Raw genomic sequence first — 2,655 nt, 5'->3', positions numbered from 1 at the left:
TCCACCTACGCCCGGCAATGGCGGCGGAGACAACAATGCACTAACTAACTGCCCGGACCACCCCGTGGGGGCTACTCAATTCAACAGCTTGGCCGAAATCTGTCGGGATCGCGCGTTCAGCGCCCAAGCACAGTTAAAAGGTCAACCGCAGTCCGGCCTCAAGGCCGTGAGCCTTTAGTCCGCGAACGCGCACCGACCCGATCAACGGTGTCTCTAAATCGGCACTGGGCGTCGCGAAATAACGATAGCCGAAGGACGCCGTCACGTGCTCTGTAACAGGACCGCTAAGCCCAGCCATCGCCTGATAGGCGAAGACGGTCTTGCTGCCGGAGATCGTACCGAGGCTTGTTTGCGGACCACCGGTGGGCAACCCGACCGCTCCGACGTCTCGCGCTTTGAACCGCGATACGCCAACGCCACCACCGAAATACGGGCGCACCGACCTGAGACCCAGCGAAGGCTCCAAGTACAGGTTTCCCATTCCACTTAGCGCAGACACATAACCGGTTCCGAGTAAACGCAGACCAAAACCACTCGCGCTATTAACGGAGGCACGACGGTAGCTGCCCTCGATCTCGCCACGAAAAGGGCCCACCCGGCCGCCAATTGCTCCCAGACCCATATAGCCGTCGTCGAGTTTGGCCGAGACTCCAGCATCGGTACGCAGGCGTTGGCCCAGAACCAATCCTCCGCCTATTGCGACGTAAAGGCCGCTGCCGTCCAAGGGCAGGGTGCTTGCGCTTGCGTCGTATGACGAACCCGCAGAATCATCTTGAGCAAAAGCGGGCGATGCCAACAGGAGGCATGGAACGCTCACCAAAATACGGTGTGATCTTAACATAGCAATCTGTCCTGCTACCAACGAGGGCGGACATACATGTAGGAAGTGAGATCAACGTTGATCTACATTAAACAGATCTGGGTCAATCTGCTGCTCTGTGCTGATCATAGATCGAAAAACATCGCATTTCTGCGGAATGATTATCCCGCGGCGGTACTGAGTCACAAGCACGAGCGCGGCCGACCTTCCAATGACGTTACCATTTATGTTGCCTGGTTCAGTACCGGAAATTCAGAAAATCGACTACCTTAGCCTAATCACAACTCTCAACATCTTAATGAACATAAGTTAAGAATTGCCCGTAGCGCGCCAATGCCAGCTTGTGCGAATAGGTCGTTACGATGACGACCAACCGTTCGTCCAATTATTTCTGTACATTGGTTCTTTTGATAAGCTGACATGTTGCAGCTGAAACATCAGGAGATCCAGCATGTCCACGCGCGTCGACAGGCCGCCACCTAATCGGCCTGCTGCTGACCGGCACGATCCTGATAGCGCACATGGGCCAATATCGGCGGGGCGTCGCAAGCTGGCCGAACCTGGGAGCGATAACACATGACTACCTTTGAACAGATCAGCCGTCGCGGTGTCGTCAGCGGTGCCGCGGTTGGGCTGGTAGTCTCTGCCGCCCCATCTTTTGCACAAGGAACAACTGGCACCATGTCCGATGCACCACTCACCGATCCGACCACCAAATTTCCCAAGCCACCGTTCGAACGGCAGTCGCAGCCGTTTCCTGGACTTGCTAGCAAGATGACCCCCCGGCCCGACCACGGCGAAACCAGCTACAAGGGGTCCGGTCGCCTCAAGGGACGCAAGGCACTGATCACCGGCGGTGATTCCGGCATGGGCCGCGCTGCCGCGATCGCATTTGCCCGCGAAGGCGCCGATGTTGCAATCGCCTATCTTCCCGCCGAGGAACCTGATGCCCGCCAAGTGGTAGAGCTGATCCAGCAGGCCGGTCGCAAAGCCGTTTCTATTCCAGGTGATCTACGCGATCACGGCTATTGCCTGAAGCTGGTCGAGACAGCGGTAAAGCAGCTTGGCGGGCTCGATATCCTTGTCAACAATGCGAGCCGGCAGCAACAGAAGCAGTCGCTCCTAGACATCACAGATGAAGATTTCGATGCAACGATGAAAACCAACCTATATGGTATGTTCTATGTCACCAAAGCGGCGCTTCCGCATCTGAAACCCGGCTCCGCGATCATTCAGACGACCTCGGAGCAGGCCTATGATCCTTCAAAGAATCTGGTCGATTACGCGATGACCAAAGCGGCGATGATGAGCTTCACTAAATCGTTGGCCAAGCAGCTTGGCCCCAAAGGCATCCGCGTCAACGGTGTAGCTCCAGGACCGATCTGGACGCCGCTCCAGGTTTCGGGCGGCGCAACGATGGAAGACCTACAGAAATTTGGCGGTGACACCCCCTTAGGTCGCCCCGGGCAGCCCGCCGAACTCGCCTCGATCTATGTCCAGCTCGCAGCCTCTGATGCGAGCTATGCCAACGGTCAGGTTTATGGAGCAGCGGGCGGAAGTGGCCAGCCGTGAGAAACTGGTGTGTGAGCGTCAAGCTTCGCACACTGGACATGCACGCGGTCTACGTCACTGCCATTGCAGTATGTTGCCGCCTTTCGATCCGCACGGACGACCTGCTTGTCGCGGTCTCAGGCGAGCGTCGCAGGAAAGCAGCAAAGGCACGGACGTGGCGGACATAGTCGTGCTGGGTACGCGACTGAGTAGCCCCCACGGGGTGGTCCGGGTAGTTTGTTAGTGCATTGTTGTCTCCGCCGCCATTGCCGGGCGTAGGTGGC

The 2,655-nt window shown here is 57.5% G+C and carries 2 protein-coding genes; one reads left to right on the top strand and one right to left on the bottom strand.

Features of this window, described 5'->3' with window-relative positions:
• Positions 1 to 133: 133 nt before the first annotated feature.
• On the bottom strand, positions 134 to 796 hold the full coding sequence (locus tag U1701_RS18585; RefSeq protein ID WP_332784044.1) for an outer membrane protein: 663 nt from the start codon (positions 794 to 796) through the stop codon (positions 134 to 136).
• A 600-nt stretch (positions 797 to 1,396) separates the two neighbouring features.
• Between U1701_RS18585 and U1701_RS18580 the strand changes: the two genes are divergently transcribed.
• The gene (locus U1701_RS18580) at positions 1,397 to 2,392 is read left to right on the top strand and encodes an SDR family oxidoreductase (protein WP_332784043.1); all 996 of its coding nucleotides are present in this window, start codon (positions 1,397 to 1,399) and stop codon (positions 2,390 to 2,392) included.
• The last annotated feature ends 263 nt before the right edge of the window (positions 2,393 to 2,655 follow it).

The organism is Sphingomonas rhamnosi (genome assembly GCF_036663615.1).
GTDB lineage: Bacteria > Pseudomonadota > Alphaproteobacteria > Sphingomonadales > Sphingomonadaceae > Sphingomonas.
The sequence above is the reverse complement of the archived record's forward strand: the minus strand, read 5'-3'. Positions and strand labels throughout refer to the sequence as shown.